Origin of the sequence: Streptomyces sp. MBT65 (assembly GCF_016612545.1) — a bacterium.
GTDB lineage: Bacteria > Actinomycetota > Actinomycetes > Streptomycetales > Streptomycetaceae > Streptomyces.
In genome coordinates this window covers 67,471-91,535 of record NZ_JAENRY010000038.1, presented here as the reverse complement: position 1 = coordinate 91,535, position 24,065 = coordinate 67,471, and the positions used below count along the sequence as shown (strand labels likewise).

17 protein-coding genes and 1 pseudogene are annotated in these 24,065 nt (G+C 70.2%); 13 read left to right on the top strand and 5 right to left on the bottom strand.

All coding sequences use genetic code 11. The features are described from left to right. The first annotated feature begins 35 nt into the window (after positions 1-35). From JHN63_RS11585 to JHN63_RS11545, 9 genes are all read left to right on the top strand, one after another. Positions 36-1,058 carry a zinc-dependent alcohol dehydrogenase gene (locus tag JHN63_RS11585; protein WP_200679417.1) on the top strand — a complete coding sequence of 341 codons (1,023 nt, stop codon included), beginning with the start codon at positions 36-38 and terminating at the stop codon, positions 1,056-1,058. 5 nt (positions 1,059-1,063) lie between these two features. Continuing rightward, positions 1,064-1,942 (top strand): universal stress protein, encoded by an 879-nt coding sequence (locus JHN63_RS11580; protein WP_200679415.1) that lies wholly within the window; start codon positions 1,064-1,066, stop codon positions 1,940-1,942. An 87-nt stretch (positions 1,943-2,029) separates the two neighbouring features. Then, complete coding sequence (locus JHN63_RS11575) at positions 2,030-4,429, top strand: phosphoketolase (RefSeq protein ID WP_200679413.1); 2,400 nt, start codon at positions 2,030-2,032, stop codon at positions 4,427-4,429. Between the two features lie 31 nt (positions 4,430-4,460). Then, positions 4,461-5,474, top strand: a complete 1,014-nt coding sequence (gene gap, locus JHN63_RS11570) for a type I glyceraldehyde-3-phosphate dehydrogenase (protein WP_200679411.1) — start codon at positions 4,461-4,463, stop codon at positions 5,472-5,474. A gap of 148 nt (positions 5,475-5,622) precedes the next feature. Then, the gene (locus JHN63_RS11565) at positions 5,623-8,313 is read left to right on the top strand and encodes a bifunctional GNAT family N-acetyltransferase/acetate--CoA ligase family protein (RefSeq protein ID WP_200679402.1); all 2,691 of its coding nucleotides are present in this window, start codon (positions 5,623-5,625) and stop codon (positions 8,311-8,313) included. A 12-nt stretch (positions 8,314-8,325) separates the two neighbouring features. After that, positions 8,326-9,057 carry a CBS domain-containing protein gene (locus JHN63_RS11560; RefSeq protein ID WP_200679400.1) on the top strand — a complete coding sequence of 244 codons (732 nt, stop codon included), beginning with the start codon at positions 8,326-8,328 and terminating at the stop codon, positions 9,055-9,057. 19 nt (positions 9,058-9,076) lie between these two features. Beyond that, on the top strand, positions 9,077-9,586 hold the full coding sequence (locus tag JHN63_RS11555) for a flavodoxin domain-containing protein (protein WP_200679398.1): 510 nt from the start codon (positions 9,077-9,079) through the stop codon (positions 9,584-9,586). A gap of 210 nt (positions 9,587-9,796) precedes the next feature. Then, a complete protein-coding gene (locus JHN63_RS11550; protein WP_200679396.1) occupies positions 9,797-10,783 on the top strand; it encodes a hypothetical protein in 987 nt (328 codons plus the stop codon). Between the two features lie 5 nt (positions 10,784-10,788). Next, positions 10,789-11,376 (top strand): hypothetical protein, encoded by a 588-nt coding sequence (locus JHN63_RS11545; protein ID WP_200679394.1) that lies wholly within the window; start codon positions 10,789-10,791, stop codon positions 11,374-11,376. 102 nt (positions 11,377-11,478) lie between these two features. On the opposite strand, the pseudogene JHN63_RS11540 reads toward JHN63_RS11545, so the two are convergent. The 3 genes and pseudogenes from JHN63_RS11540 to JHN63_RS11530 form a co-directional block, all read right to left on the bottom strand. Further along, positions 11,479-12,110 (bottom strand): annotated as a pseudogene (locus tag JHN63_RS11540) (CBS domain-containing protein). Positions 12,111-12,204: 94 nt separating this feature from the next. Beyond that, entirely contained in the window at positions 12,205-12,666 is a 462-nt protein-coding gene (locus JHN63_RS11535; RefSeq protein WP_200679392.1) for a cyclic nucleotide-binding domain-containing protein, read from the bottom strand. Between the two features lie 164 nt (positions 12,667-12,830). Next, on the bottom strand, positions 12,831-13,661 hold the full coding sequence (locus JHN63_RS11530; protein ID WP_200679391.1) for a universal stress protein: 831 nt from the start codon (positions 13,659-13,661) through the stop codon (positions 12,831-12,833). A 165-nt stretch (positions 13,662-13,826) separates the two neighbouring features. Between JHN63_RS11530 and JHN63_RS11525 the strand changes: the two genes are divergently transcribed. The 4 genes from JHN63_RS11525 to JHN63_RS11510 all read left to right on the top strand — a co-directional run bounded on the left by JHN63_RS11525 (position 13,827) and on the right by JHN63_RS11510 (position 20,352). Continuing rightward, entirely contained in the window at positions 13,827-14,729 is a 903-nt protein-coding gene (locus tag JHN63_RS11525) for a universal stress protein (RefSeq protein ID WP_200679389.1), read from the top strand. A 15-nt stretch (positions 14,730-14,744) separates the two neighbouring features. Further along, entirely contained in the window at positions 14,745-17,447 is a 2,703-nt protein-coding gene (gene ppdK, locus JHN63_RS11520; protein ID WP_200679387.1) for a pyruvate, phosphate dikinase, read from the top strand. A gap of 314 nt (positions 17,448-17,761) precedes the next feature. Then, positions 17,762-18,952 carry a hypothetical protein gene (locus tag JHN63_RS11515; protein ID WP_200679385.1) on the top strand — a complete coding sequence of 397 codons (1,191 nt, stop codon included), beginning with the start codon at positions 17,762-17,764 and terminating at the stop codon, positions 18,950-18,952. Further along, complete coding sequence (locus tag JHN63_RS11510) at positions 18,949-20,352, top strand: hypothetical protein (protein WP_200679383.1); 1,404 nt, start codon at positions 18,949-18,951, stop codon at positions 20,350-20,352. Before JHN63_RS11515 ends, JHN63_RS11510 begins: the two co-directional genes overlap by 4 nt. A gap of 114 nt (positions 20,353-20,466) precedes the next feature. Here JHN63_RS11510 and JHN63_RS11505 read toward each other — a convergent pair whose 3' ends face one another. Beyond that, the gene (locus JHN63_RS11505; protein ID WP_200679381.1) at positions 20,467-22,059 is read right to left on the bottom strand and encodes an oleate hydratase; all 1,593 of its coding nucleotides are present in this window, start codon (positions 22,057-22,059) and stop codon (positions 20,467-20,469) included. Between the two features lie 335 nt (positions 22,060-22,394). After that, positions 22,395-23,879, bottom strand: coding sequence for a DASS family sodium-coupled anion symporter (locus tag JHN63_RS11500; RefSeq protein ID WP_234476453.1), 1,485 nt, complete (start codon positions 23,877-23,879; stop codon positions 22,395-22,397). Positions 23,880-24,065 lie beyond the last annotated feature (186 nt).

The following is a 24,065-nucleotide window of genomic DNA, read 5'->3' as shown; positions in this document are numbered from 1 at the left end:
CCCCCGTCCCTCCCTCTCCCTGAGGAGCAGTAGTCATGAAGGCAGCAGTTGTACGGGCGTTCGGTGAACCCCTGGTCATCGAGGACCGCCCCGACCCCGAGCCCGGCCCCGGCCAGGTCCGTGTCCGCGTCGAGGCCTCCGGGCTGTGCCACACCGACATCCACGCCGCCCACGGCGACTGGCCCGTCAAGCCCAACCCGCCGTTCGTTCCCGGCCACGAGGGCGTCGGCCTCGTCGAGAAGCTCGGCGACGGCGTCACCCACCTGACCGTCGGTCAGCGGGTCGCGGTGCCGTGGCTCGGCAAGGCCTGCGGGCGCTGCGAGCACTGCCTGTCCGGCTGGGAGACGCTGTGCGAGCAGCAGATCAACACCGGCTACGGCTGCGACGGCGGCTACGCCGAGACGATGCTCGCCTGGGCCGACTTCGCCCAGCCGGTGCCCGACGGCGTGGGCGCGATCGACGCCGCCCCGCTGACCTGCGCCGGCGTCACGACGTACAAGGCGCTGAAGGTCGCCGGCGTGCGGCCCTCCCAGCTCGTCGCGATCTCCGGTGTCGGCGGGCTCGGCCACCTGGCCGTGCAGTACGCGAAGATCGCCGGAGCCCAGGTCGCGGCCATCGACGTCACCGACGAGAAGCTTGAACTCGCCACCGCGCTCGGCGCCGACCTCGTCATCGACGCCCGCAAGGACGACGTGGGAGAGGTGCTGAAGCGGCACGGTGGCGCGCACGCGGCGATCGCCCTGGCCGTGAACGAGGACGCGTTCGCCGCCGTCAACTCCGGTCTGCGGCGCGGCGGGAAGCTCGTCATGGTCGCGCTGCCCGCGCACGGCACGATCCAGGTCCCGATCTTCGACACCGTACTCAACGGCACCTCGGTGATCGGCTCGATCGTCGGCACCCGGCAGGACCTCGCCGAGGTCTTCCAGCTGCACGCCACCGGACAGACCAAGGTCATCTCCGAGACCCGGCCGCTGAGTTCGGTCAACGAGTCCATCGCCGACGTGCTGCGCGGCGACGTCAAGGCTCGCATCGTCTTCGACCTCGCCACGGGGCGGTGACGGTGATGCCGAAGGTCCTGCCGATCGTCGTCGGCGTCGACGGTTCCGAGCCCAGCCTGCGGGCCGTCGACTGGGCGGCGGACGAGGCCGTCGTACGCGGACTGCCGCTGCGGCTGGTGTACGCGTCGCTGTGGGAGCGGTACGAGGGCACCTCGCTCGCCGAGGACATCGGCAAGCCGTCCGAACAGGTACTGGCCGAGGACATCGTCGACAGCGCGGCCCGCCGGGCGCGCCGCCGTCATCCGGACCTGGACGTGAGCGTCGACGTACTGCCCGAGGAGCCCGAGTACGCGCTGGTGCGGGAGAGCCGAAGCGCTTCCGCTCTGGTGACCGGCACCCGTGGCCGCAGCGGCCTCGCCGAGGCGCTGCTCGGCTCGGTCAGCCTGACCGTGGCCGGGCATGCCCAGTGCCCGATGATCGTCGTCCGCGGCAACCACGACAACCAGGCCCGCACCGCCACCCACGGCCGCGTCGTCGTGGGCGTCGGAGAGAAGCCGACGGGCTCGGCGGCAGTCCGCTTCGCCTTCGACGAGGCGAAGCGACGCGGAGTGCCGGTGGACGTCGTACGGGCCTGGCGCTGCCCCGCCCACGAGACCACCGACCATCCGCTGATGTCCGGAGAACCCGCCCGGCTGCACGAGCAGCAGGCGGTCGAGGCCCTGGGAGCGGCGCTTCAGGACGTTCCCGCCGACGTCGAATCACACCGCCGTGTCGTCGAGGGTCCCACCCGGGCCGTGCTGGTGGACGCCTCGCGCGACGCCAACCTCCTGGTCGTCGGTGCCAAGCGCCGCCCCGGGCACTACGGACTCCAACTGGGCCGCGTGGCCCACGGAGTGCTGCACCACTCCGCCTGCCCGGTCGTCATCGTGCCCGAGCACACGTGAGCACGAGCCTCTCCAACTCCGCCTGCTGACCCAGTAGTTACGCCTTCACCGCCCGCTGCCCCATGCCGATGACCTCCGGAGCCTCCGATGCCCAAGGCCGCCCACCAGGACGCCACCGCCCTGTCCGTACCCTCCGAACTCACCGACGACGAACTGCGCACCCTGGACGCCCACTGGCGGGCCGCCAACTACCTTGCCGCCGGGCAGATCTACCTGATGGCGAACCCGCTGCTGAGCGAGCCCCTGAAGCCGGAGCACATCAAGCCGCGGCTGCTGGGCCACTGGGGCACCTCGCCCGGCCTCAACCTCGTGTACACCCACCTCAACCGGGTGATCAAGGCGCGCGACCTGGACGCCCTGTGCGTGTGGGGGCCCGGCCACGGCGGACCCTCCGTGGTCGCCAACTCCTGGCTGGAGGGCAGCTACAGCGAGACCTACCCGGACGTGAGCCGCGACGGAGCCGGTATGGAGCGGCTGTTCAGGCAGTTCTCCTTCCCCGGCGGTGTGCCCAGCCACGTGGCGCCGGAGACCCCCGGTTCGATCCACGAGGGTGGTGAACTCGGCTACTCGCTCGCCCACGCCTACGGCGCCGCCTTCGACAACCCGGACCTGCTGGTCGCCTGCGTGATCGGCGACGGCGAGGCGGAGACCGGCCCGCTGGCCGCCGCGTGGCACTCCAACAAGTTCCTCGACCCGGTCCACGACGGCGCCGTCCTGCCGATCCTGCACCTCAACGGCTACAAGATCGCCAACCCGACGGTCCTGTCCCGCCTCCCCGAGTCCGAACTCGACGAGCTGCTACGGGGATACGGCCACGATCCGATCCACGTCACCGGCGACGACCCGCTCCAGGTGCACAAGGCCATGGCCGCCGCGTTCGACGACGCGCTGGACCGCATCGCCGTGATGCAGCGCAGCGCCCGCGAGGACGGCGTCACCGAGCGGGTGCACTGGCCGATGATCGTGCTGCGCACCCCGAAGGGCTGGACCGGCCCCGCCGAAGTCGACGGCGTCCCCGTCGAGGGCACCTGGCGCGCACACCAGGTCCCGCTGGCCGAGGTGCGTGAAAACCCGGAGCACCTGCGGCAGTTGGAGGCGTGGCTGCGCTCGTACCACCCGGAGAGGCTGTTCGGCCCCGAGGGCCGGCCCGTCGCGGATGTCCTCGCCTGCGTACCCGAAGGCGTCAAACGGCTCGGCTCCAGCCCGTATGCCAACGGCGGCCTGCTGGTGCACGACCTGCCGATCCCGTCCCTGGACCGTTTCGCGGTCCCGGTCGAGAAGCCGGGTTCGACCCTGCACGAGCCGACCCGGATTCTCGGCGACCTCCTCGAAAAGGTCATGCACGACACCTCGGGGAGCCGTGACTTCCGTGTCGTGGGCCCGGACGAGACCGCCTCCAACCGCCTCCAGGCCGTCTTCAACTCCAGCGGCAAGGCCTGGCAGGCCAACTACCTGCCGGTCGACGAGCACCTGGAGCGGCACGGCCGGGTGATGGAGATTCTCTCCGAACACACCTGCCAGGGCTGGCTGGAGGGCTATCTGCTGACCGGTCGGCACGGACTGTTCTCCTGCTACGAGGCGTTCGTGCACATCGTCGACTCGATGGTCAATCAGCACATCAAGTGGCTGAAGACATCGAGGGAGTTGGCGTGGCGGGCGCCGATCGCCTCCCTCAACTACCTGCTGACGTCGCACGTGTGGCGTCAGGACCACAACGGCTTCTCCCACCAGGACCCCGGCTTCGTCGACCACGTCCTCAACAAGAGCCCCGAGGTCGTCCGCGTCTACCTCCCGCCGGACGCCAACACCCTTCTCTCCGTGGCCGATCACGTCCTGCGCAGCCGTGACTACGTCAACGTGGTCGTCGCCGGGAAACAGCCCTGCTTCGACTGGCTGTCCATGGACCAGGCCCGCGCCCACTGCGCGCGCGGCGCCGGGATCTGGGAGTGGGCGGGCACCGAGAACGGCGGCGAACCGGATGTCGTCCTCGCGTGCGCTGGTGACGTTCCGACTCTGGAGGTGCTGGCCGCCGCCCAGTTGCTGCGCCGCCATCTGCCCCAGCTCGCCGTCCGGGTCGTCAACGTCGTCGACATGACCCGGCTGCTGCCGCGCGAGGAACACCCGCACGGGATGAGCGACTTCGAGTACGACGGCCTCTTCACCACCGACAAGCCGGTCATCTTCGCCTACCACGGCTACCCGTGGCTCATCCACCGCCTCGCCTACCGCCGCACCGGCCACGCCAACCTGCATGTGCGCGGCTACAAGGAGTCCGGCACCACGACCACACCGTTCGACATGGTCGTCCGCAACGACCTCGACCGCTACCGCCTCGTCATGGACGTCATCGACCGCGTCCCCGGTCTCGCGGTACGCGCCGCCGCCGTACGCCAGCAGATGGCCGACGCCCGCACCCGCCACCACGCCTGGATCCGCGAACACGGCACCGACCTGCCCGAAGTCGCCGACTGGACCTGGAACGCCTGAAATCCCCCGCTCTGCAAAGGAGTTCACCGCCATGACCGTACGCGTCGGCATCAACGGCTTCGGCCGGATAGGCCGTACCTATCTGCGCGCGGCACTCGACCGCGCCGAGGCGGGCACCCAGGACGTCGAGGTCGTCGCCATCAACGACATCACCTCGCCCGCCACCCTCGCCCACCTCCTCGAATACGACTCCACGTTCGGCCGCATCGGACGCGAGGTCACCCACGACGACAGCTCGATCACCGTCGACGGCCGGCGCATCGAGGTCACCGCCGAACGCGACCCGGCCGCCCTGCACTGGTCCGACTACGGCGCCGGCATCGTCATCGAGTCCACCGGCCGTTTCCGCGACCGCGACTCCGCCGCCCTGCACCTCAAGGGCGGTGCCCACACCGTGCTGCTCTCGGCCCCGGGCAAGAACGTGGACGCCACGATCGTGATGGGCGTCAACGACGACACCTACGACCGGCACAACGACCGGATCGTCTCGGCCGCGTCCTGCACCACCAACTGTGTCGCCCCGATGGTGAAGGTGCTCCACGAGACCTTCGGCATCGACCGCGGCATGATGACCACCATCCACGGCTACACCAACGACCAGTCCCTCCTCGACGGCCCGCACAAGGACCTGCGCCGGGCCCGCTCGGCGGCCCTGAGCATCATCCCGACCAGCACGGGTGCCGCCCGCGCGGTCGGGCTGGTGGTGCCGGAGATGGCGGGTGCTCTGGACGGCATCGCCGTACGCGTGCCCGTCGAGGACGGGTCCCTCACCGACCTCGCGGTCGTCCTCAATCGCGAGACGACGGCGGAGGAGGTCAACTCCGCGTTCGCCGAGGCCGCCGAGGGCCCGCTCAACGGCATCCTCCGCGTGACGCAGGCCCCGATCGTCTCCCGTGACGTGATCGGCGATCCCGCGTCCTGCGTCTTCGACCCGGCGCTCACCCAGGCGAACGGCTCCCTGGTCAAGGTCTTCGGCTGGTACGACAACGAGTGGGGCTACACCAACCGTCTCCTCGACCTGACGGCGCTGGTCGCCGACGACTGAGCACGACCGTGAGAGGCCCCGTGAGGTGGGCCTGTGGGCGGGTTCCCGAGGGCCGATCGGCCCCATGGTCCGCCCCCAGGCAGCCCATGGGGCCTCTCTCCGTTCCGCGGGACGCTCGAAGTGTCGAAGAACCCCGGAGGAGACCCCGATGACGGACGACGTGCTCAACCGACCCACAGTCCACGCCCTGCTCGCGGACGGCGCCACCGTGTGCATCCGTCCCGCCGAGGCCGGCGACCACGACCAACTCCAGGGGCTCTACGAGGAGATGTCCCCGGCGAACCTGCGGCTGCGCTTCTTCGGAGTGAGCCGCCGGTCCGCCGAGATGGCGGCCGACCGGGCCGTCCGGCCGCACCCCGGATACCGGGCCCTGCTCGCCGAGGCCAAGGGGCAGGTGATCGGACTTGCTGAGTACGACACCGGCGGTGCAGGGACGGCGGCTGACATCTCCGTTGCGGTCGCCGACGGACTCCACCACCGGGGCGTCGGCACTCTCCTTGTCGAGCACCTGGTCTCCGCCGCCCGCGCCGAGGGCATCACCACGTTCACGGCCGACGCGCTCAGCGAGAACCACGAGATCCTGCGGCTCTTCGCCGACCTCGGCCTGCGGACCGCCCGCCGCTTCGAGGGCCCTGAGATGCGCTGCACCATCGAACTCGACGAGGACGAGAACTACCTGTCGGCCACCGAGGCACGGGGCCGCGCCGCCGACGTAGCGAGCCTCGTACCGCTGCTGCGCCCGGACGCGGTAGCCGTCGTCGGCGCCGGACGTACAGCCGGTTCGGTGGGCCGCGCGATCCTGCACCACCTGAAGGCCGGCGGCTTCACCCGCCGCCTCTTCGCGGTGAACCCCGCGGCCACCTCGATCCTCGGCGTGCCGAGCTACCCCTCGGTCGGCGCCCTGCCCAGGACCCCCGACCTCGTGGTCGTCGCCGTACCCGCCGCCGCCGTCCCGGCCACCGCCGAGGAATGCGGCAAGGCAGGCGTACGTGCCCTCCTCGTCGTCACAGCGGGACTCGACCACGCCCAGGCCGAGGCGCTGACGGCGGCCTGCCGGACGTACGGCATGCGGCTCGTCGGTCCCAACTGCCTCGGTGTCTCCAACACCGACCCTGAACTGAACCTCGACGCGACCTTCGCCGCGAACCACCCGAGCCCCGGCACCGCGGGCATCGCCGTGCAGTCCGGCGGGGTCGGCATCGCGCTGCTCGACGGGCTGTCCCGGCTCGGTATCGGCGTCTCGACCTTCGCGTCCCTGGGCGACAAGTTCGACGTCAGCGGCAACGACATGCTCCAGTGGTGGGAGAGCGACGGCACCACCGACCTCGCCCTGCTGCACCTGGAGTCCTTCGGCAACCCGCGGGCGTTCTCCCGCACCGCGCGGCGCGTGACCCGCCGTATGCCGGTCCTGACCGTCGACGCGGGCCGCACAGACGCCGGCCGCCGCGCCGCCGCCTCGCACACCGCAGCCGCCGCCACCCGGACCATGACCCGCGGAGCGCTGTTCACCCAGGCCGGCATCACCGCGACCCACTCGGTCGGCGAACTCCTCGAAGCAGCAGCCCTGTTGCACTCCCAGCCGTTGCCCACCGGCTCCCGGGTCGCGATCGTCACCAACGCGGGCGGAGCCGGGGTCCTCGCGGCCGACGCCTGCGCCGAGGCCGGGCTCGCCCTGCCGACGCCCACCCCCGAACTCGTCGACGACCTGCTCGCCGTACTGCCCGAGGGCGCCGCGATCGGCAACCCGATCGACGCCACCGCGGCCGTGAGCGAGGGCCAGCTCAGGGACTGCGTGGACCGGATCATGCGGCACCCCGGCGTCGACGCCGTCCTCGTGGCCCTGGTCCCCACGGCCGTCGCCGAGGCGACCGGAGACGACCTCGTCCGGGCCCTCACCCACGCAACCGGCCACCGGTCGAAGCCGATTGCAGCGGTGCGGCTCGAACAGGCCCTGCCCGTCGAGCTGTTGCCTACCACGGACGGCCGAACCGTCCCCGCCTACGCCGAACCCCAGGCGGCGGCGCGGGCGTTGGCGCACGCCGCGCGCCGTGCGGCCTGGCTCGCCCGGCCCGCCGGGACGATCCCCGACCTCGACGGAGTCGAGACCGCGCGCGCCCACACCTTCGTCGAGACCTACCTCGACGCGCACCCGGACGGCGGCTGGCTCGACCCGCGCCAGTGCGTCGAACTCCTCGGCTGCTACGGCATACCGCAACTCGCCTGGGCCTGGGCCGACACCGAGGGCGGCGCCGTCCTCGCCGCCGAACGGCTGCGCGGCGCCGACGGCCGGGTCGTCATGAAGGGCTACTGGCCCGGCCTGCTGCACAAGAGCGAACAGCGCGCCGTCCACCTCGACCTGTGCGGCGACGCCCAAGTACGGGTCGCCTACCGGGACTTGGAGACCCGGTTCGCGGGACTGCTGACCGGCGTGGTCGTGCAGCCGCTCGCCGAACGCGGCACCGAGCTGTTCGCCGGCGTCGTCCAGGACCAGGTCTTCGGACCGCTCGTCCTGTTCGGACTCGGCGGCACCGCGACCGAGATCCTCGCCGACCACACCACCCGGCTCGCCCCGCTCACCGACCACGACGTGCACGACCTGATCACGGCCCCGCGCTGCGCCCCACTCCTGTTCGGCGCGCACGGCAGCCGGCCCGTGGATCTCGAAGGCCTCGAACAACTGCTGCTGCGGCTGTCCCGCATGGCGAGCGACCTGCCCCAGTTGGCCGAGGCCGACTTCAACCCCGTACTCGCGGCACCGGGCGGAGTCACCGTCCTCGATGCACGCGTCCGCCTGCTGCCCCGCGGGGCGCAGGACCCGTATCTGCGCCGACTTCGCTGAGGAGGGAACACCATGAAGCACAACAAGATCGGCTCCGTGATGACCACGGAGGTCGTCCGCGCCACCTACGGAACGTCGTTCAAGGAGGTGGCACGCCTGCTCGGCGAACACCGCATCAGCGGCCTGCCCGTGGTCGACGAGGACGACAAGGTCGTCGGAGTCGTCTCCGAGACGGACCTGATGGTCCACCAGGCCGAGGCCCCCGACACGTACGAGCCGAAGAAGCGGTTCCGGTTCGCCGACCTGACGCGCAGCGCCAGGCGGCGGGCCGCGAAGACCACGGCCCGCACCGCCGGTCAGCTCATGACCGAACCGGCCGTCACCGTGCACGCCGAAGAAACGATCGTCGAGGCCGCCCGGACCATGGCCCAGCATCGCGTGGAGCGGCTGCCCGTCCTCGACGAGGAGGACCGGCTCGTCGGCATCGTCACCCGCCGCGACGTGCTCCAGGTCTTCCTCCGCTCGGACACGGACATCCACGACGAGGTCGTCGAAGAGGTACTGGTGCGTGCCCTGTGGCAGAGCCCGCGCAGCATCGATGTCTCCGTGGTGGAGGGCGTCGTGACGCTCGCCGGCCAGATGGAGCGCAAGAGCGAGACGGAGATCGCGCTCTCTATGACCCGTCAGATCGACGGTGTCGTCGCGGTCGTCGACGAGCTCACGTATCGGCTGGACGACTCGCAACTCCGCCCGGAGGAGCCGAGGTTCCACGGTGTCACCGAGGACTGGGTGCGCCACCTGTGAAATGAGAGGAGGGACCGCCATGCCCACCAGCGTGCTGGTCACCTACGGAACGACGAACGGATCGACCGCGGGGATCGCCGAGGCCGTTGCCGAGGTCCTGCGCAAGGCGGGCCTCACCACCGACCTGTTGCCCGCCGGGTCCGTGTTGAGCGTCATGCCCTACGACGCCGTGGTGCTCGGCAGTGGACTGTATGCCGGCCGCTGGCACCGCGACGCCCGCCGGTTCCTGAACCGGCACGGCCGTCAACTGGCCGAGCGCCCGGTGTGGTTGTTCAGCAGCGGCCCGCTCGACGCCTCGGCCTCGGAGCGGGACATCCCGCCCGTGTTCGGCGTGCGGCGGGCCATGGCCCGGCTCGGCGCCAGGGGCCATGTCACCTTCGGCGGTTGCCTGGAAGAGGGCGCCAAGGGGCGCATCGCCCAGTCGATCGTGCGCAACGGGAAGGGCGGAGACTTCCGTGACTTCGGCGCGATCGAGGAGTGGGCGGAACGGATCGCGGACGAGTTGCTGACGGCGCGTGAGGAGGACTGACCTGTTGTACGTGGCCCCCGGTTGGGGACGGCCCCGGCGCAGAACCGATGCGCCGGGGCCGTCCCCAACCGGGGGCGGTGACAGCCTGGACGGACGGTCCGGCACCGGTCCGGAGAGGGCCATTCAGGCCTGACAAGGGGACCGAAGGCCCATGCGCCCGGGGCCGATGGGCGAGGACCCTGAAAGGGAACGGTCGACGAAGGGGGCACCATGTCTCTGACCTACGCGCAACACGGCCGCGCGGCCCTGCACTTGGCCCACGCCGCGTCCCTCGCGCCCTCGCCGCACAACAACCAGCCCTGGTTCTTCGCCGAGGAGGGCCATGACCACGGTTTCGAGATCCACGCGGACCGCGGACGCGGGTTGGTTCTGACCGACCCCGGTGGCCGGGAGTCGGTCGTCGCCTGCGGGGCGGCGCTGTTCAACGCGCGGATCGCTGTGCGCAACCTCGGCTTTCGGCCCGCCGTCGATCTGCTCCCGGAGACCGGCAACCCTGCCTACCTGGCCCATGTGGCCTTCGCCGCCCACGCTCCGGCCACCTACGACGAGGTGCTGATGGCGGGTGCGATGGCGCACCGGCACACGCACCGCGGACCGTTCGGCGCCGAACCCGTCGCGGAGGAGCTGCTCGACGATCTGCGGGAACACGCACGGGCCGAGGGCGCCGTCCTCCAGGTCGTCGACGATCCGGACCAACTGGATCAGCTCGCGGATCTGGTGCGCACCGCGGAGGACGTGCACCGCCGCGATCGGGGGCACACGGCCGAGATCGCAGGACGCGTCGGGCCGACCGGAGTGCCGGCCGAGGCGTGCCTGTACCACCCCGACTGCGTACTGCTGGCCGCCCGCGACTACCTGGGCCTCGTCCGGCAGTTCGCCGTACCGCCCCAGAAATGGGAGTCGCGCACCGGCACGGTCGCCGTTCTGAGCACCCCGTACGACACCCGCTCGGACTGGCTGCGCGCGGGCCAGGCGCTCCAGCGCGTGCTGCTGTACGCGACGGCCCATCAGGTCCGCGCGGCCTTCCACACCCAGCCCCTCGAAGTACCCGCACTGCGTGCCGGAATGCGGACGAGCATCGCCTTCGGCCGGTTCCCGCAGATGATCCTGCGCCTCGGCCACACGACCCAGACCTGGGCCACGCCACGACGCACACCCGCCGAGACGCTGTTCCGCAGCGACATGCCGGTCAGGTGAGGATCATGATCCCCAGCAGGCACGGAAGGTCGGCCGGAGTGCGCGGGTGGCGATTTCGGCGCAACCCCCTCAGACGTCGTAGCTACCTCGTCGAGGCCTGGGTGCTGCTCGCGGCCTGGATCCTCGCGGTCGTGGCCGCGGTCGGCGTGGGCGCCTGGACGAACCTCGCCGTGGAACGGCACATCGACGCGCTGAGGGCCGATCGGCACTCGGTGCCGGCCGTGCTCGTCGAGGACGCACAGCGCACCGTGGGCACGGCCGACGGCAGCGACAACTACCGGGCCACCGTGCGTTGGACCGCGGCGGACGGGACGCAGGCCATGGGTCTGGCCCGAGTGGACTCCAGCAGCAAGGCCGGGTCCACCACCCATGTGTGGCTGGACGCCAAGGGCCGTCTCGTGCCCAACCCCCCGACCGCGACGCAGGCGCGGATCGAGGGTGTGGTGCTGGGCGTGTGGGCCGCCGCAGGCGCCGGCGGAGCGGTACTCCTTGTCGGTCGGGGAGTGTCCGGGCGACTGGAACGGCGACGGTTGGAGCAGTGGGACGCCGAGTGGGCACGCATCGGTCCGCAGTGGGGCCACAAGACCGGCTGACGTGCGGCCCGTAAACCAACGGCCTTGGGAACCAAGGGAGTTGGTCCGTTCAGCCGCCGCCGGGGGAGCACCGGCTTCCGCCCGGTACTCGCCCCAAGAACTTCAGCGGTGTGTGAGGTCGAGCCGGACGTCCACAACGCCCTCCACCGCCCGCATCGCCCGGGCGGCCACCGGCACGAGCGTCCGGTCGGGCAGGGAACCGCCCAGCGTGACGACACCGTTGGTCACCTCGACGGTCAGCGCGGTGGTCACCGGGAGTCGGCCGAGTACGCTGCACCGGATCTCCCCGGCGATCTCCTCGTCGGGACGGAGGAAGACCTTGAGCAGGTCCCCACGGCTCACGATCCCCTGCAGCAGGCCGACCCCGTCCACGACGGGCAGCCGCTTCACATGCCGCCGGGCCATGATGCGCGCGGCCTCGGCGAGCGGGGCATCGGCGTGCACGGTCACGGCCGGGCTGCTCATGAGCTCGCCTGCGGTCACCGCCTCCGCTTTGGCGCGGTGCGCGGGATCGCTGTCGCCCGCCCCGTCCCCGCTGCCGCGGAATCCTCCTTGGCGAGCAGGTCCGCCTCGGACACCACCCCGACGACCCGGCCTTCGCCGGCCAGCACGGGGACGGCGCTGACCTTCCACTGGCCGAGCAGTTCGACGATGTCCTTGAACGGCGCCTCGCTGCCGACGGCGACGACGGTGTGGGTCATCACATCGCTCACGGTGTACGGGGATTCAGACATCACGGCCTCCCGTGGTCTTTCCTGAGGTGGGAACGGGCGTCGGGTCGAGGAATCGGGTGGAACTCCGGGTGCTGTCGGGTGCGTACGGCGGTCATCACGGTTCTTGCTCCGCGTGCGTCGCACGCAGTTCGACCAGCCGGGCGCGGGCGGCGCTCAGGCGGTGGGCCAATACCCGGCCGACCCAGTGCTCGACGGCCCGGCCGAACTCGGCGTCGTCCAGGTACATCAGACGGACGGCGACCGCGTCGAACTCGTAGGCCTCCACCTGCGTCACCGCCGAGGCGCCCAACTGCCAGACGTACGGCTCGTAGAGCCAGGACCAGCCGACGAGATCCCCGATCCCGAGCGTCTCGACGACGGGGGGTGGTCGGTCGGGCAGGCGTATGTCGAGGGCGGCGGTGCCGGCCTTGATGATCCAGAACCGGTCGGCGTGCCCGTCCTCCTCGAACAGCCGGGTGCCGGGCGGGAAGCAGACATCGCGGCCCATCCGCAGGAGCCGTTCGCGATGTATCGGGGGCAGCGCGTGATTCATCCGGAGCGCGATCGAAGGGGGCATCACTCTGTCTCCGTTCCGTGTTCGGCAGGGCTGCGCGGAGAGTGTGCGTGCCGTAGACGACGATGCGCAAACCCGTTCTCGTACCTCTCACCGTGCGCCACCGCCGCCCGGTCCCACAGGGGCCGAACGACCCATCGGCCAGGGCCGATCCTCCCTGGCCCGGCCTACGACGGCACGACGGCGACCGGGCATCGCGTGTGTTCCAGGAGGGCCAGTGCGGTGGTGCCGGGGGCGGTGTGCCGGCCGATCACCACCAGCCCTGACGTCTCGGAGGCGTGGGCAAGGGCCTCGGCCGGCGGGAACAGCAGCGCGTCCGCCCGGACCTCGACGTCCGGGTACTTGCCGCGCCACGGGCGCAGTGCTTCGGAGAGCAGGTCCTCCTCGTGGTCCTCCCGGGCGGCGCGTTCCTGTTCCGGCATCGGGAGGAGCGAGGCGGTGGCGCTCGCGGGAAGCGCCCAGGCATGCACCGCGTGCAGCCGGACCCCGTGCAGCCGGGCCGCCTCGAAGGCGAAGCCGAGCGCACCGCCCGACGGGTCCCGGGCGTCGATGCCCACGGTCACGGCGTCGGTGTGACCCGGCACATCGCGCCCCGCGAGGGTTCCGGGAACGAGCATCAGCGGCCGGGCGCATCCGGTGGCCAGGGCCGCCCCGGTCGAGCCCAGGGGCATCCGCGCGTGCTGGCCCTCGCCGCGCAGCCCGAGCACGACCAGTTCCGCGTCCGCGCTCACCGCCCGCAGCTCGGGGACGGGCGCCCCGGTGAGGCTCAACCCTCGGACGGACAACGACGGGTGACGGGCGGCGAGTTCGGCGACCACGTGGCCCGCCACGGTGTCCGGGCGGTAGGGCCACTGCTCCACCGGATCCAGGTTCTCCGGCGGTGCCACATGCACCACCCGCAGCGGCAGCCCGCGCCGCAGCGCCTCGCGCGCGGCCCAGTCCGCGGCGACGCGGCTGCGTGCCGACCGGTCGACTCCGGCGATGATCACTCGTTCCATGGTGTGCCGCCTTCCAGGTCCGTGGCCCCTCCACCATGACGGTCCGGGGAGGCCGCGTGGTGGGGCCGAACGGACCCGGGTGGTGACCTGGCGGCCCATACCTGCGGGCGGAGCGCGGGACGACGCTGGAAGCGAGGAGCAGACCGAGCGCAGGAGGTGCGGATCATGCTTCCGCCCGTCATCGCCGGAGTCGACGGTTCCGCCGAAAGTCTCGCCGCCGTCGACTGGGCCGCCCGTGAGGCGGCACACCGCGACCTGCCGTTGCGGCTCGTGCACGTCTGGAACTGGCATCCGCGCCAGGACGACGGCGAACCCGTCACGGCCGCCCAGCGGCACCAGGCACGCCGCGTCCTGCGGCAGGCGAAGGAGCGGGCCCGCACCGTCGCCCCCGGTGTCCACCTCTACGACGAGCAGGTCGAGGGCCCTGCGACTGCCGCCCTGCTGAAGGCGGCCGGGGAGGCCGAACTGCTGGTGCTGGGCTCGCGCGGGCTGAGCGGGTTCACCGGATTCCTCGTGGGTTCGGTCGCGCAGAGCGTGGTGGCCCGTGCCACACGTCCCGTGGTCCTCGTCCGGACGGACGAGGAACCCGCCGACGAACACCTTCCGGCAGGCAACGGCCGCGCTTCCATCCTGACTGGCTACCGGGACGTGGTCCTGGGCGTCGACCTGGGCGATCCCTGCGACGCGGTGATCGAGTTCGCCTTCGAGGCGGCCCGATTGCGCGGCGCCCGGCTCCGTGCCGTCCACGCCTGGCAGCCGCCGTCTCCGCTGGGGCTCGGCCCCGGCGAGATCGGCCTGCTGGACGGACCGAGGCGAGCCGGGGAATTGCACGGCTTCCTGTCCGCCGTACTCCAGGTGTGGCGCGACAAGTACCCCGGTGTCGAGGTCGCCGAGACGGTCGTGGCGGGACGGGCCCAGTCCGCACTGCTCCGGGCCGCCTCCGGAGCGGGCCTCCTCGTGGTCGGCCGGCGCCTCACCGACCGGCCGGCGGGACCGCTGATCGGCCCCGTCACCCACACCGCCATCCATCACGTCGGCTGCCCCGTGGCCGTCGTACCCCACGAGTGAGAGGTCCGAGTCCTGATGACCGCACCGACCAAGTACGTGTACGAATTCGCCGAAGGCAGCCGCGAGATGGCCGCCCTGCTGGGCGGAAAGGGAGCCGGACTGGCCGAGATGACCCGCCTCGGGCTGCCCGTGCCGCCCGGATTCACCGTCACCACCGAGGCCTGCAAGGCCTACCTGAAGACGGGCGAGGAACCACCCGAGCTGGCAGTCGAGACGGCCCGCGCGCTCGCCGCACTGGAACGGTCCATGGGCCGCACCCTCGGTGCCCCCGACGATCCACTGCTGGTGTCCGTCCGCTCGGGCGCCCGCTTCTCCATGCCCGGCATGATGGAGACCATCCTCGACATCGGCCTCAACGACCGGTCCGTCACCGGACTCGCCGAGGCGTCCGGACAGGAGCGGTTCGCCCGGGACTCCTACCGACGGCTCATCCAGATGTTCGGCCACACCGTGATGGGCGTCGACGGCGACCTCTTCGAGCAGGCCATCGCCGCACACAAGGCACAGCGTGCGGTGACCGGTGACCACGACCTCGACACCGCCGAACTCGCCCTGATCACCGAGGAGTTCAAGGCCATCATCCGCAAGGAGACCGGCGACGACTTTCCGCAGGACCCGACCGAGCAGCTCACCCGCGCCATTCGCGCGGTCTTCGACTCCTGGAACGGCGAACGCGCCCGTATCTACCGCCACCGCGAACACATCCCCGAGGACCTCGGCACCGCCGTGAACGTCCAGGCGATGGTCTTCGGCAACCTCCACTCCGCCGTCACGTTCGAGAGCAGCGGTACCGGCGTCACCTTCACCCGCGACCCCGCCACCGGCGAACGCGGCATGTACGGCGACTACCTGCCCGACGCACAGGGCGAGGACGTCGTCGCCGGAGTCCGCGACGCACTGCCCCTGAGCGAGCTGAAGCGGCTCAACCCGCGCGCCTACCACCAGCTCGCCGATCACCTGCGCACCCTGGAGCACCACTACCGCGACCTGTGCGACGTCGAGTTCACCGTCGAGCACGGCAAGCTGTGGATCCTCCAGACCCGCGTCGGCAAGCGCACCGCCGAGGCCGCCCTCCGCATCGCCCACGACCTGCGCGAGGAGGGCACGATCGGCTCGGACGAGGCACTGGTCCGCGTCGACGGCACCGAACTGACCCGCCTGATGTTCCCCCGCTTCGACATCACCCCGGCAGACGTTCCCCTCGCCCAGGGCGTCGCCGCCTCCCCGGGTGCGGCCGTGGGCGTCGTGGTCTTCGACTCCGCCGAGGCGGTACGACGCGCGGCGGCCGGCGAGGCCACGGTCCTGGTCCGCCGGGAGACGACCCCCAACGACCTCCCCGGCATGATCGCCGCACAGGCCGTCCTGACCAGCCGCGGCGGCAAGACCAGCCACGCGGCCGTCGTCGCACGAGGCATGGGCAAGGTCTGCGTCTGCGGTGCCGAAACCCTCACCGTCGACCCGGCCGCCCGCCAATTCACCACGGAATCCGGCGTGTTGGTGCACGAGGGCGACACCGTCTCCGTCGACGGCACCGCCGGCACCGTCCACCTCGGCGCACTCCCGCTGACCGCGTCCGACGTCGGCCGCGCACTGGAGACCGGCACCGCCAACGGCCCGCTCACCGAGGCAGTCCTGGGCGCCCTCACCCACGCCGATTCCGTACGCCGCCTCGAAGTGCGGGCCAACGCCGACACCCCCGAGGACGCCGTACGCGCCCGCAGCCTCGGCGCGCAGGGCATCGGCCTGTGCCGTACCGAGCACATGTTCCTCGGCGAACGCAGGGCACTGGTCGAGGCGATGATCCTGGCCCGCGACGACAACGCCCGCCAGAAGGCCCTGGCCGCCCTGCTGCCCCTCCAACGCGAGGACTTCACCGGCATCCTCACGGCGATGGACGGACTCCCGGTGACCATCCGGCTCATCGACCCGCCCCTGCACGAATTCCTCCCGGACCGAACGGAGTTGGCCGTACGCCTGGCCCGCGCCGAGCACCCGGACCCGCACGACCGCGAACTGCTCGCCGCCGTCGAGCGCATGCACGAGCAGAACCCGATGCTCGGCCTGCGCGGCGTCCGGCTCGGCCTGGCCGTGCCCGGACTGATGGCCATGCAGGTACGGGCGATCGCCGAGGCCGTGGTCGAGCGGCTGCGGGCCGGCGGCCGACCGCGCGCCGAGATCATGATCCCGCTCGTCGGCACGGTCGAGGAACTGCGGCTGGCCCGCACCGAGGCGGAATCCGTCCTCGCGGAGGTCGAGCAGGAGACCGGCACGACCCTCGACTGCCCGATCGGCACGATGATCGAACTGCCGCGCGCCGCGCTCACCGCCGGCCGTATCGCCGAGTACGCCGACTTCTTCTCCTTCGGCACCAACGACCTGACCCAGACCACCTGGGGCCTGTCCCGCGACGACGCCGAGGCCTCCTTCTTCCCGCTGTACCTGGAGAAGGGCGTCTTCACCGTGTCGCCGTTCGACACGATCGACCAGGAGGGCGTGGGCCGCCTGGTGGAGCTGGCGGTCGAGGCCGGCCGCAGCGTCAACTCCCGCCTGGAGACCGGCGTCTGCGGCGAACACGGCGGTGACCCGGAGTCCATCCACTTCTTCCACCGGGTGGGGCTCGACTACGTCTCCTGCTCGCCGTTCCGTATTCCGGCGGCACGGTTGGAGGCGGGGCGGGCGGCGCTCATGGATATCACTGGGGGGAGCGACAGCAGGTAGGCGAGAACCTGACGGTGAGGGCCGCGTCGCGTCTTGGACCGCGGTTGGGGTTCTTGGGTGTGGTCGAATTCAGGATGTGCTTCTGGGTATTGTCCAGAGCCCTGGGGTCGGTGATCACAACGTGCGCCAACCGTGGTTGTGTTGGCGCACGAGCCTCGGATGTCCGTCTGCCGTGGGCAGGCGGCGATGTCAGTGCCCGGTCCTAGGCTTGGCTCATGGCAACGAGTAGCCGCAAAGAGATCCCGGCCCCTGTCACCAATCGGCTGTACGCGCTGTCCGGGAATCAATGTGCCTTCCCAGGGTGCGCAAACCCCGTGACCTATCAGGAGGCTTCGGGCGAGAAACCTGTGACGCTGGCGCAACGTGCTCATCTGGTGGGCGTCGGCAGGCAGGGGCCACGATCCCAGGAGGCTCCGCTGTCGGATGATCCGGACGCAGTGGAGAACCTCACGCTCCTTTGCGGCGTTCACCATCCCATCGTGGACAACAACCCGCGTGTCTACTCGGTCGAGGTGCTGGCGAAGTTCAAGGCGGATCACGAAGCGCGTATGGCCGCCAATGATCTTCAGCTGTCGTCCCTGGCGTACGAGACCGATTCCGTGGACGTCTCGCTGCTTCCTGTCTCGGAACTTCCGGGTTCGGTCTGGAGGGCTGCTTCCCCTTTCCGAACTTCCCTGGAAATCAACGAGCGCCTGCCCAGGCCGATGCGCAGCCAGGTCCTTCCCTTCGTACTGCGCAACGGCGAGGTGTGGGCATTTCACGATCTTGCCGATCCCAGGGGGCCGTTCAAGCAGGTTGTCGATTTGGGCAGTGTGCAGTGCCTGGACGCGGCGGAGCTTCTGACGTCGCAGGACCGGAACGTCTACGTGTGGCTTCTGAACTCGGCGCTCCGCATAGCTCTCCGCAGGCGCGGTGTGCAGCACGACCGTGATCACAACCGGTACTACTTCCTGGCGGATCATGAAACGGTCACGCGTCGGGTGGAGGCCAAGACCAAGACAGGCAGGAACCAGTCCGCCAAGAAGGTGGTCCGCCAAGAGGGCGAGCGCTCCGGAAACCCACGCGAGGTGTGGTGGCACCTCGCGGCACAGTTGCGTTTTGAGGAGTTCGCTCCTGGCATGTGGGGGCTGACGATCAGGCCCGAGTTCCATCTCACCAAGGACGGGCAGGAACCCCTCGATCCTCGGCGGGTGGCACGCAAGGTCACCAAGCGCAAATCACGTATGTACAACGAGGGTTACTTCGACGCTGTCCACTTCTTCCGGTACTTCCTGCTCGACGGCAGGGCCCGCGTCATCTTCGACGTCGGACGCCAGAGGATCGCTGTGGACGGTGACTTCCCTCAGGTCGGTGCCAAGTGGCCGCTGATCGACGACGACCGCTTCGATCCCATTTCCATGCTTGACAGCGGCGACGAGGACGACGTCCTCGACGCCCTCGCCGACTCGTGGGATGTCAACGAGGAATGGGACTGGGGCGCCGAACACCGGGAGGACGACCGATGAGTCTCACACTCAAGCCACTCAGCCTGGAAGTCGACTGGATTGGCGAACCCAATCTCGCCTTCGCGGGGAACCTCACACATATCGATCCGAAGGTCGGCATCCCCGCAGCGGGCCCTTGGTCACGGAACGAACCGAACCACCCCACCACGGTCACCGCCGGATTCATCGGTACCGCCGAATGCGTTGCTACGGCCCGCACATGGCTGGCCAGAGCGGCCAAAGGCGTAGACGGGGACGATGAGCACCACCCGTTCTGCGGCTTCCAGACCGACGGCCCGTTCGGCGCCCAGTTGCGTACCGATGGTCCCGAGGCCAAGATCAACGCGGCAGAGGTCAGAGCTCTGACCGCTGACGGTTTGAAGAGACTCGACGGCCTGAAACACCTCCTGGATCTGATCGACGACCGCCTTCGTCGGTTGGCTGACCTCGACGCTCCTCCCGCAGTTGTGTTCATTACCCTGCCCTCGCAGATCACCAAGAGGTACCGGTCCGTGCACCAGTGGAACCGCGGCGTGGAAACCGTGTGGAACCTACGTGCCGGCATCAAGGCGCGAGCGATGCGCCGAGGTCTTCGCACCCAGTTGCTTCAGCAGGAGACCGTCGAATCGAATCTGGAGGCGCACACCTCAGACCTCGAACACCCGGCCGACCTTGCCTGGAACCTGTTCACCGCCATCTACTTCAAGGCCGGCGGCTTTCCATGGACCCCCGTGGGACTGGCAGAGGGTACGTGTCATCTCGGGGTCACGTTCTACCGACCCCACGGTGAGAGGTCCGCGATGCGGACGAGCGTCGCCCAGGCATTCGCCGAGAACGGCGAGGCTTTCGTACTCCGTGGCAACCCGTTCGAATGGAAGGGGAAATGGCCCCACCTCCCGGCTGAGGAGGCGGCCAGGCTGATCTCCGACGTCGTCGACCGCTACAAGCGGACGATGGGGCGCAGCCCGCGCCGCATCGTCATCCACAAGCAGTCCCGGTTCTTTCCCGAAGAGCGTGCCGGATTCGAGGACGCACTTGGTGACTTCGAGTACGACCTGGTTTCCCTGGCTCCTGCCACGGGAGTGCGGTTGATGCGTCACGGCGCATACCCTCCTCCCCGCGGTACCTACGTCAGTCTCGGCGACCGTCGATATCTCTACACCACGGGATACGTGCCTTCCCTCGGTCGCTATCCCCACGGGCATGTCCCCACTCCCGTGCAGATCACTGATCATGTCGGTGACTCCAATGCCCAGGACTTGCTCCGGGAAGTGTTGCTGCTCACGAAGATGAACTGGAACTCGGCCCGGTTCGCTGAGCGGCTGCCCGTCACGGTCCGATTCGCAGGTGAAGTTGGCGCGATCCTGCGTGATCTCCCGGATGATTTTGAGCCTGAAGCGAGGTACGCGTTCTACATGTAGAGCCGCTTATCCCGCGCAGTGAGGGGCTGACCAACTGGCCTCATGGCAAGGCCAGTTGGTCTCATCGGCACCACAGGCGGGCACGCTGTCCCTGTGGCCGCATCTTCTGGTTCCTCAGGCCAGTGCCGCCTTGAGCACGTCGAAGGCCGTCGTCGGATCGGCCAGCGCGTGGTAGATGCCGGGTATCTCGCGCTCGTCGAGGCCGAGCAGGCCGTAGACGGCGTGCATGGCGCCGCGCACGGAGTACTCGACGGTGAAGACCACGTCCTCGGGGATCTCCGTGAACTGGCCCAGGAAGGCGAAGTTGGCGGAGCCGCGCGGGATCACCAGGGGCCGGTCGTGCGTGGTGCGCGGGGCGAACTGGCTGGTGATGTACGGCATCATCACCGGGATCACGGTCGTCGTCGCCGCGACCTGCTCCTCGATGTCCGACAGACCGAGGTGGCCGAGGAGTTCGGTGAGGATCTCCCGGCCCGTGGCCGCGGCCATCGGCTTGCCGACGAAGTCGCCGTCGCGGTCGGTGAACAGGCCGTAGCCCCACAGGGTGTAGACGTCCTCGGGCTGGCCGTCGAAGTGCGGGGCGTGCGGCACGACGACGGACATCAGCCAGTTGGAGTCCTTGAACGTCATCAGGGCGCCCGTGCCGGGGAGGTTGCCGGACAGTTCCTCGATGCGGTGCAGGAGCAGTGGGTCGCGCAGGGTGAGGGTGAAGGACTCCCACTTGGCCTCGTCCACGTTGCCGTTGAAGGCGGTGGGCCGGCCGAAGTCGTCGGCCTTGGTGGCGAGGGTCTCCCAGAGTCGCCATCCGCCGTCCCGCTTGTCGCGGACCAGTTCGGGCGCGGTGTCGTCGGTGCCGTGGGCGGCGTCGGCGGTCATCGATCCCAGAGTGAGGAACGCGTAGTCGTCGGCGGTGAGTTCGTACGTGTCCGGTCGCCCGTTGCGTTCCAGGTGCAGACGGCGTGCGCGCCGTACGCCCTCCTCGTCGGTGGTGAAGTCGACGTCGGTGACCCGCACGCCGTACTCGAAGAGCACGCCACGGGCCTCCAGCCAGGTGCGCAGTGGGCGGATGATCGAGTCGAACTGGTTGAGGCGCGTGCGGCGCACGCCCGCGAGGGTGTGCATGCGGGGGAACTCCTGCATGAAGCGCAGGAGGTAGCGCTTCAGCTCGATGGCGCTGTGCCAGTTCTGGAAGGCGAAGGTGGTGCGCCACATCGTCCAGAAGTTGGTGGCGAAGAAGTGCGGGGAGAAGAAGTCCTCGATCCTGCGGGCGCCGATGACGGCCTCGGGCAGGACCAGCAGTCGGGTCAGTTCCAGGCGGTCGCGGGTGTCGAGGCCGTAGTCGGCGGCGTCCAGGATCGTGGTGCCGTGGCCGACAAGGCGGGCCTTGGCGTCGGTGGGCCACTTGGCGTTGAACTCGGTGATCTCCTCGCGTACCGACATCGTCTCGTCGGTGAGGGTGGGGATCGTCTCCAGGAGGTTCCACAGGCAGGTGTAGGCCTCCTCCTCCAGCATCCGTCCACCGCGGGTGACGTATCCGGCGGGTTCGCCGCTGCCGTCCATCGAGCCGCCGGCGACGGGGAGTTCCTCCAGGATGTGGATGTGCTCGCCGGGGAAGTCGGCGTCGCGGACGAGGAAGGCGGCGACCGCGAGGGAGGCGATGCCTCCGCCGACGAGGTAGGCGTGGGATGTGTGCGGAGCGTCTGCCATGACGTCCCTCCGTTCTGGCGCCCGGGGTGTACGGACGGCCGACAGTGTTCAGGACCCGGACACGGACACCGGCTCTGGTTCCGCGGTGTGTGGGCGGGGTGGCGCCGGGCTGCTCGGGACGAGCGTGGCGGCCTTGGTCTTCAGTCAACTCACGGGGTGATCCACCGGGCAGGGGCCGGAGGTCCCTGCCCACCGGCAGATGGTCCCGGCATTGGTTGCCCGGGGGGTGTTCACGGCTCTGGCCCCCTGCCGGGGTCGGCTGCGCCTCCTGCGCTCGCATGCCGACGGCCCGGCTGGAGAGCCGGGCCGGGTGGACGACAGGTGGGGGAGTGGGCTCACCAGCGGCCGAGGACCTTCAGCCAGAGGGCGCCCACACCCATCCAGATGACGATGTTGGCACCGGCGGCGATCAGTCCCGTGCGCCACCATTCGCCGAGGGTGACGTACCCGCCGCCGAAGAGGACGGGGGCCGGGCCGGAGGCGTAGTGGGTCAGGCCGCCGTACAGGGAGCTGATGAAGCCGAGCACCAGGGCGGCCATCACGGGCGGTGCGCCGGTGGCGACGGCGGCCGAGAGGAAGGCCGCGTACATCGCCGCCACGTGCGCGGTGTTGGAGGCGAAGAGGTAGTGGGAGAAGAGGTAGACCAGCGTGAGGATCACGAACGCGGTCTGCCAGCCCACTCCGTCGGTGGCCTTGGTCATGGTGTCGCTGAACCAGCCGATCACCCCGAGTTCCTGGAGCTGACCGGCCATCATGACCAGGACGGAGAACCACACCAGCGTCGTCCAGGCCGACTTCTCCGCGACCAGGTCGCCCCACGTCAGTACGCCGGTGACGAGGAGCAGGGCCACCCCGGTGAAGGCGGAGACGGTGGCCGACAGGTCCCAGACCTGGCCGCCGACCGACCACAGCAGGAGCAGCAGGACGAAGACCGCTGCCATGGTCCATTCCTGACGGGACATCCGGCCGAGCTCGGCGAGCTGGGCGCGGGCCTGGCCCGGAGCCTCCGGCGTGGCACGCACGGTGGGCGGGAAGACGCGGTACAGCAACGCGGGGAGCACCAGCAGGGCGACCAGGCCGGGAACGATCGCGGCTACCGCCCAGGAGGTCCAGGTGAGGTGGATGCCGTGGTCCGCGGCGAGCTTCTGCACCAGGGGATTGGCGGCCATGGAGGTCAGGAACATGGCGCTGGTGACCGTGTTGATCTGCATGGCGGTGACGGTGAGGTAGGCGCCCAGCGTGCGGCGGCTCTCGTCCCCCGGGTGCGAGCCGGCGTTGGCGCTCAGCGAGCGGATGACCGGCTGGATGACACCGCCGGAGCGGGCGGTGTTGCTGGGCGTGGCCGGGGCCAGCACGAGGTCGGTCAGGGTGATGCCGTACGCGAGTCCCAGGCTGCTGCGGCCCAGAGCGCGGACGAACAGCAGGGCGATACGACGGCCGAGGCCGGTCTTGGTGAAGCCGAGGGAGATGAAGAACGCGGCGACGATCAGCCAGATCGTCGGCTCGGAGAACCCGCCGAGTGCGACGTCCGGCTCCAGGGTGCCGGTGATCATCGTGACCGTCAGGCCGACCAGGGCGACCGCGCCCAACGGCAGCGGTTGCAGGATCAGGCCGAGCACGGTGGCGATGAAGACGGCCAGGACCGCCCACCCACCTGACTTGATTCCGTCGGGCTGCGGCAGGAGGTGGACGACCAGACCTGCCAGGACCGGAACGATCCACTTCAGCGCCGTTCCCACGGTGATCGTCCTGGGCGGGGTGACGCTCTTACCGGGCGCCGGCCCGGTGGGCGATCCCTCGGAGTCTTTGAAGGGAGCCATCTTTTCCATCCCACGGGTAGGGTCCGGCGCTCCGCGGAGTCCTCGGCCGGAACAGGGGCGATCTTGCGGGTCCACGCTGAGGGAGCCGGGTGCGGCCGGGCATCGGGCGACCGGCCCTGCTCCTGGGGCCGAACGGCACCCGCTGACTCCGCCATGTGGAGGCCGAGCAGGGCGGTGCGCACCCGC